The sequence below is a fragment of the Mesorhizobium sp. M1312 genome (genome assembly GCF_040318115.1).
Taxonomy (GTDB): Bacteria; Pseudomonadota; Alphaproteobacteria; order Rhizobiales; family Rhizobiaceae; genus Mesorhizobium.
The window spans coordinates 1-5,375 of record NZ_JAMYLQ010000076.1 but is presented as its reverse complement, the minus strand read 5'-3'; the positions used below and the strand labels follow the sequence as shown (position 1 = coordinate 5,375).

Below are 5,375 nucleotides of genomic sequence, written 5' to 3'. Positions count from 1 at the left end.
ATTCTCAACCGCATCACATCCGCCGAGTGCTCACACTACTTCAAAAACTCCGGCTATGACCGAAACTAATCTCATCCCGCTCTAGTGGAGTACACCACTGCTCGACACCATAACCTTAGAGCGGATCACGCTTTGACGGAATCGAAAGGGATTCCGGATTGGTCTGATTTGTGATTCAAGATGCTGGCTGGATTGGAGGCCAGCATGAGATGACTCGACCCCTTTCCAATGATCTTCGCGAGCGGGTTGTGGCGGCGGTTTTGAGTGGCGAGAGTCGCCGTTCGGCCGCCAAACGGTTCGGTATTGCGATTTCGACGGCAGTGAAGTTGTTGCAGCGCCATGGGGCGACCGGCTCGGTTGCGCCGGGCAAGATGGGCGGACATCGCAAGAGGGTGCTGGAGCCGCACCGAGCCTTCATCGCGGCGCGGATTCGTGAGATGCCGCATCTGACGCTGCACGGTCTGAAGGATGAGTTGGCCGCTCGCGGGGTCAAGGTCTCGCACAATGCGGTGTGGCAGTTCCTGCGCCACGAAGGCCTGAGCTTCAAAAAAACGCTCTTCGCCCTTGAGCAGGCGCGCGCTGACATTGTCCGCAGGCGCCAACGATGGCGATCCTGGCAGGGCGGCCTCGATCCGCAGTGCCTGGTCTTCATCGACGAGACCTGGATCAAGACCAACATGGCCCCTCTTCGAGGTTGGGGGCCGAAGGGCGAGCGGCTGCGCGGCTTGGCTCCACATGGCCACTGGCGCACGCTGACCTTCCTCGGCGCGCTGCGCTGCGATCGCCTCGCGGCCCCTTGTGTTTTCGACGGGCCAATCAACGGCCAATGCTTCCGTGCTTATGTCGAGCAGCAGCTCATCACTGTGCTAAAGCCCGGCGATATCGTCATCATGGACAACCTCGGAAGCCATAAGTCGGCCGCCATCAGGCAGATGATCAAAGCCGTTGGCGCCAGGCTTTGGTACCTGCCGCCCTACTCGCCAGACCTCAATCCCATCGAGCAGGCCTTCGCCAAGATCAAACACTGGATGCGCCAGGCCCAGAAACGCACCGTCGAGGATACTTGGCGACACATCGGCCACCTCGTCGAAACCATCGAGGCTACAGAATGCAACAACTACTTTGCTAACGCCGGATACGCTTCCGTCAAAACGTGAAAGACTCACCTCTAGCGGAAAATCTGCCTTTTGGGAGCGAGCACCACAAAGTCTTCGTCGGCAGAAATCGGCATCGGTCACTCACGAATTCCAGGGGGATGATGCCTACTGCAGATCGTCTCCGATCACTCGGGAAAAACAACACTACGCGGCAGCCGCTTCCACCGTTCTGAGTTCATTTCAAAATTCGCCTTGCCGAAGTTGATGTCAATCATGGTCGCGCGCAATCGCCGGGGCGCCTCCCCGTAGCTTCAGGGGAGGCGCAGCATGATTCAACCCTTGCAGAGTTCAGCGGCCGTAACGCCTTTGTCAGGCAGGGTAGCATTTGTGTAGCCATATTTGCCAACCGACTTCATCATCTCGTCGGAGCCGATGTAGTCTTTCAACACTGCGTTGAAAGCGTCCACTGCCGACTGCTGGTCGAGCGGGAAGGCTAGCGCGGCGTAACCGGGAATTCCGGGCGTGTTCTTGGGTGGCGTATAAGGATCGGCTACCTCAAGGCTCGGATCCTTTTCGACAACCGACTGCATAGAGTAGTATCCACCCGAACCGGCGTCCGCGCGGCCGGTCTTCACTGCCTGCTGCAGTTCCGCCAGGCCAGCGACTTGCAAGATTTTGTCATCGGCGATGCCGGCTTTTTGTGCGGCAGCCACCGAACTCCAACCGGCACCGGTGACGAAGATCAAGCCCTTGTCGCGCACGTCCTCGTACGAGTGCACGTTTTGCGGGTTCCCCTTCCGCACGAGCAGCGCGGTCGGATCTTTGTCGATTGGGTTAGTAAACAGCACGTTGCGGCAGCGCTCCGGCAGGATGGACATGCCGCCTGTAATTATGTCGAAGCGGCCCGCCGCCAGGCCAGGAATAAGCGAGCCCCATTCGGCCACGACCGGCTCAACCTTGGTGGTCCCAAGCTTCTTTAAGATGTCCAGGGTCATCGCATTAACGTAGCCGAGCGGTTCGTTGTCTTTGCCAGGATATGCCCAGGGTATCTCGTTGGAGAAACCGATCCGGACCGTTTCTCCATTCTTGATCTTGTCGAGCAACGACTGTGCGGCGGCTGTCCCGACCGTGAAGCCGACCGCCATCGCCGCTAAACCGAGTGCAACCATTCCCTTCACGATTGCACGCTTCGACGGATTGCTTTTGTTCGCGCAGTGGGTCCAATCATACATTTAGTAGTTCTCCCATTTTTATGTGTCGGTTTCGGTTCCGTCCCATCAACATCCGGGACGGCCTGCCTCTAAAACGTAACAGCACGCAACGGTCCTTTTTGAGCGAATGATCTGCCGCTGATGCAGTGAAACAGCGTTTCTGCCGTCACTTGCGCCAGTTTCCAATCGAGTTGCCGTCCATGCGGCGCGCGTCTAAGGAGTGACGGCCATGATCGTGGCTTGCTGGCTCGAGCGCTGTAAACCCAAAAGATCGGACGGCATGATAGCCCCTGCGGCCCCCAGGCTACCGGCTCGTTTGAGCACCGAGCCGGGCCGATGCTTGAAACTCGAGCATCCCGGCGAGACGATCTATCTCGATATCCACAGCTTGGCATCTTTGGCCATGTCGGCACTGCTCACTGGCGCTCCGCAAACGGTCAAGTCTGCGGAGACGGATGGGGTTCGCCCTATTATGCATCGACGACGCGGCATCGAACTTCGCGCGTGAAAGCCTCGTCCGGGATACGCATGATCTCGCGCCGCGAGGCAAATAATAGCTGTTGGGAGGTCGGCGAGACTATCTCAGGATGGGAATAGGAGCTTCCCCGTCTGAGCCGTCTCCCGAGGAGATGTTGAACATTGAGCACAACAGACTCGCCGATCAAGCGCATTTCAAATGGATCGACCTTGTGATCTTGCTCACCGTTCAGATCTGCCGTCTTCCCCACGGGAGGTCGGGGAAAAAGCCAAGGACAAGAAACGAGACATTTCATCCTGGACGCCCCGCTCGGGCGGCTCCGCGACCAAGAACGCGGAGGCGCCGTCGCACAAGGGTACAAAAAAGCGCCGCGCTTCAGCCCTTGCAGAGTTGAGCGGCCGTGGTGCCGTCCGGCAGGTTGATTTTGTTGTAGCCATATGTGCCGACTGACTTCAACATCTCGTCGGAGCCGAGATAGTCTTTCAACACCTCGTTGAAGGCGTCGACAGTCGCTTGTTGGTCGGGCAGGAAAGCGAGAGCCGGGTAACCTTTGGGTGTATCGGGAAGGGGGTCGGTCACTTCGACTTTGGCGTCTTTGCCGGCGAACTCCTTCATAGTGAAGTAATCGCCTACACCCGCAGCCGCACGACTGGCCTTCACTGCCTGCAGGACCTCTGCAGATCCCGCGACCTGCAAAATTTTGTCATCGGGGATGCCAGCTTTGCGCGCATTCTCGACGTCATCCCAGCCCGCGCCGGTGGCCACGGTCAAACCCTTCTCGTGCAGATCTTTGTAGGAGTGCAGGTTCTGCGGATTTCCCTTCGGCACGAGGAAAGCTGCGCTGAGAACAGCGAGTGGCTCGGTGAACAGCACGTTGTGGCAGCGGTCAGGTAGGACGTACATGCCGCCGGTGATGATGTCGAAACGACCGGCACTTATTCCGGGGACGAGTGATCCCCATTCGGCTACGACCGGTTCGACTTTGGTGGTGCCCAGCTTTTTGAGGACATCCACCGCTATTGCGTTGACCCACCCGAGCGGTTCGTTGTTTGCGCCTGGGTTGGCGAAAGGAGGCTCGTTGGAGAAGCCAAGCCGGATTGTCTCTCCGTTCTTAATCTTGTCGAGGAGCGACTGCGCCGAGGCTGAACCGGCGAATGTTACTGTTGCCAGCAGCGCCACCATTCCCAGAGCAGCCACTGCATTTAGAACTGATTGCCTGAAAAAATCCTCTTTGATCCGCGAGTGTTGCAAATTGGTCATTTGAGAGTTCCCTCCATTCACCGTTGTTCCCCTGGCCCTAACGGACTTACGGGATGAAGATGACGTCAAGCCATGCGTTTGCGTGACCGGTGCGCGTCCATTCCCTTTTCACCGGCCCGAAATTCACGCCTCATCTTAGCAAGCCGTGGGGACTAGCGTGGAACAGAATCGATCTTTGCGCGCAGCAAATCGGCGTTTTCGTGCCGGCTTAAGCCGCTATCGAGCGAGCGGCCGCCCCTGATCAACAAGGATATTGCCTCAAAGCCTGCACGTAGAGTCATCGTAGGAGCATGTGGCAAGAGGATAACGATTTGATTTTAGTGGGCCGAAGGATGACAAATCCAACAAGAACCCGCCGAAACGCTGAAATTGTGACGGACGCTGCTGCAATCTTCACAGATCAGCACGACAACATAGCGACGACTGAAATCGGGGAGTTTGTCTGCTCTACGCCTCGGTAGTTAAGCGGTTCTTCGTGCATGTCGTCGGCCACCAATTCGGGATCGTCAACCCGCCTAAACGTGGTCCTGACGGCTGCTTATCCGTTCGCGTAGGTCTCCAAGACTGGCAATACATTTTGGAGTACTACGAGGCACCCGCAACATGCCTGCGCCCGGGGTGGTTCCAGCACGTATCATTTACGTCTGACATCGACGATCGGCGCCCGCATGACGTGACCAAGCGATGCCAAGCGTTCTATTTTGACGATCCGACATTGTCGCCGGTCGCGCGGCATCTTCCCGTTGCGAGCCTAATAGCTAAGCATAATTTTTTGGTAGATTTCGACCGCTTTGGCAAGCTGATCTATTTCCACGTACTCATTGGTTGTGTGGGCCTGATCGATGCTTCCAGGGCCGAGGATAATGCAGGGAATTCCTCCCAATGAGAGCTGGCTTGCATCCGTCCCATAAGGGACCCCGAAGTGCTTGCCCGTTCCGGCAACTTCAGCACACGCCTTGGCCGCCACCGCGGCAATTTTGGTCGCCTCCGCACTCGGAGGGGCTGGATCTTCCAATGCAGGTAGCAAGGAGCGCACCTTGATCTTGTCCGGGCCCTGGCGCAGCCCTTCCAGTATGATTTCAACTTCTTGAACAGCATCCTCCGGTCGCTCTCCCGGGATGAGCCGTCTATCGATCCAGACACGGCACGATGGCGGTACAGTCGCCAATTCGACCCCCCCTTCGATTAGAGTAATTGTTAGAGTCGGGGGGCTGACTAGCGGATGCACACGTTGGGACAAAGCCTCATTGATTTTGTCGAGCGCCAATATGACCTTGGCCATTCCTGTAATTGCGTTGACCCCGAGATGAGGCTTGGAGCTATGAGCGG

At 57.4% G+C, this 5,375-nt stretch carries 4 protein-coding genes; 1 reads left to right on the top strand and 3 read right to left on the bottom strand.

All coding sequences use genetic code 11. The annotated features are described in order from the left end of the window. Positions 1-191: 191 nt before the first annotated feature. Complete coding sequence (locus NKH36_RS34365) at positions 192-1,157, top strand: IS630 family transposase (protein ID WP_502912176.1); 966 nt, start codon at positions 192-194, stop codon at positions 1,155-1,157. 272 nt (positions 1,158-1,429) lie between these two features. Here NKH36_RS34365 and ehuB (NKH36_RS34360) read toward each other — a convergent pair whose 3' ends face one another. The 3 genes from ehuB (NKH36_RS34360) to NKH36_RS34350 all read right to left on the bottom strand — a co-directional run. Next, on the bottom strand, positions 1,430-2,329 hold the full coding sequence (gene ehuB / locus NKH36_RS34360; RefSeq protein ID WP_352966241.1) for an ectoine/hydroxyectoine ABC transporter substrate-binding protein EhuB: 900 nt from the start codon (positions 2,327-2,329) through the stop codon (positions 1,430-1,432). A gap of 832 nt (positions 2,330-3,161) precedes the next feature. Then, positions 3,162-4,046 (bottom strand): ectoine/hydroxyectoine ABC transporter substrate-binding protein EhuB, encoded by an 885-nt coding sequence (gene ehuB / locus NKH36_RS34355; RefSeq protein ID WP_352966240.1) that lies wholly within the window; start codon positions 4,044-4,046, stop codon positions 3,162-3,164. Positions 4,047-4,797: 751 nt separating this feature from the next. Continuing rightward, the coding region (locus tag NKH36_RS34350) for a M20/M25/M40 family metallo-hydrolase (RefSeq protein WP_352966238.1) at positions 4,798-5,375 on the bottom strand (578 nt) is incomplete at its 5' end.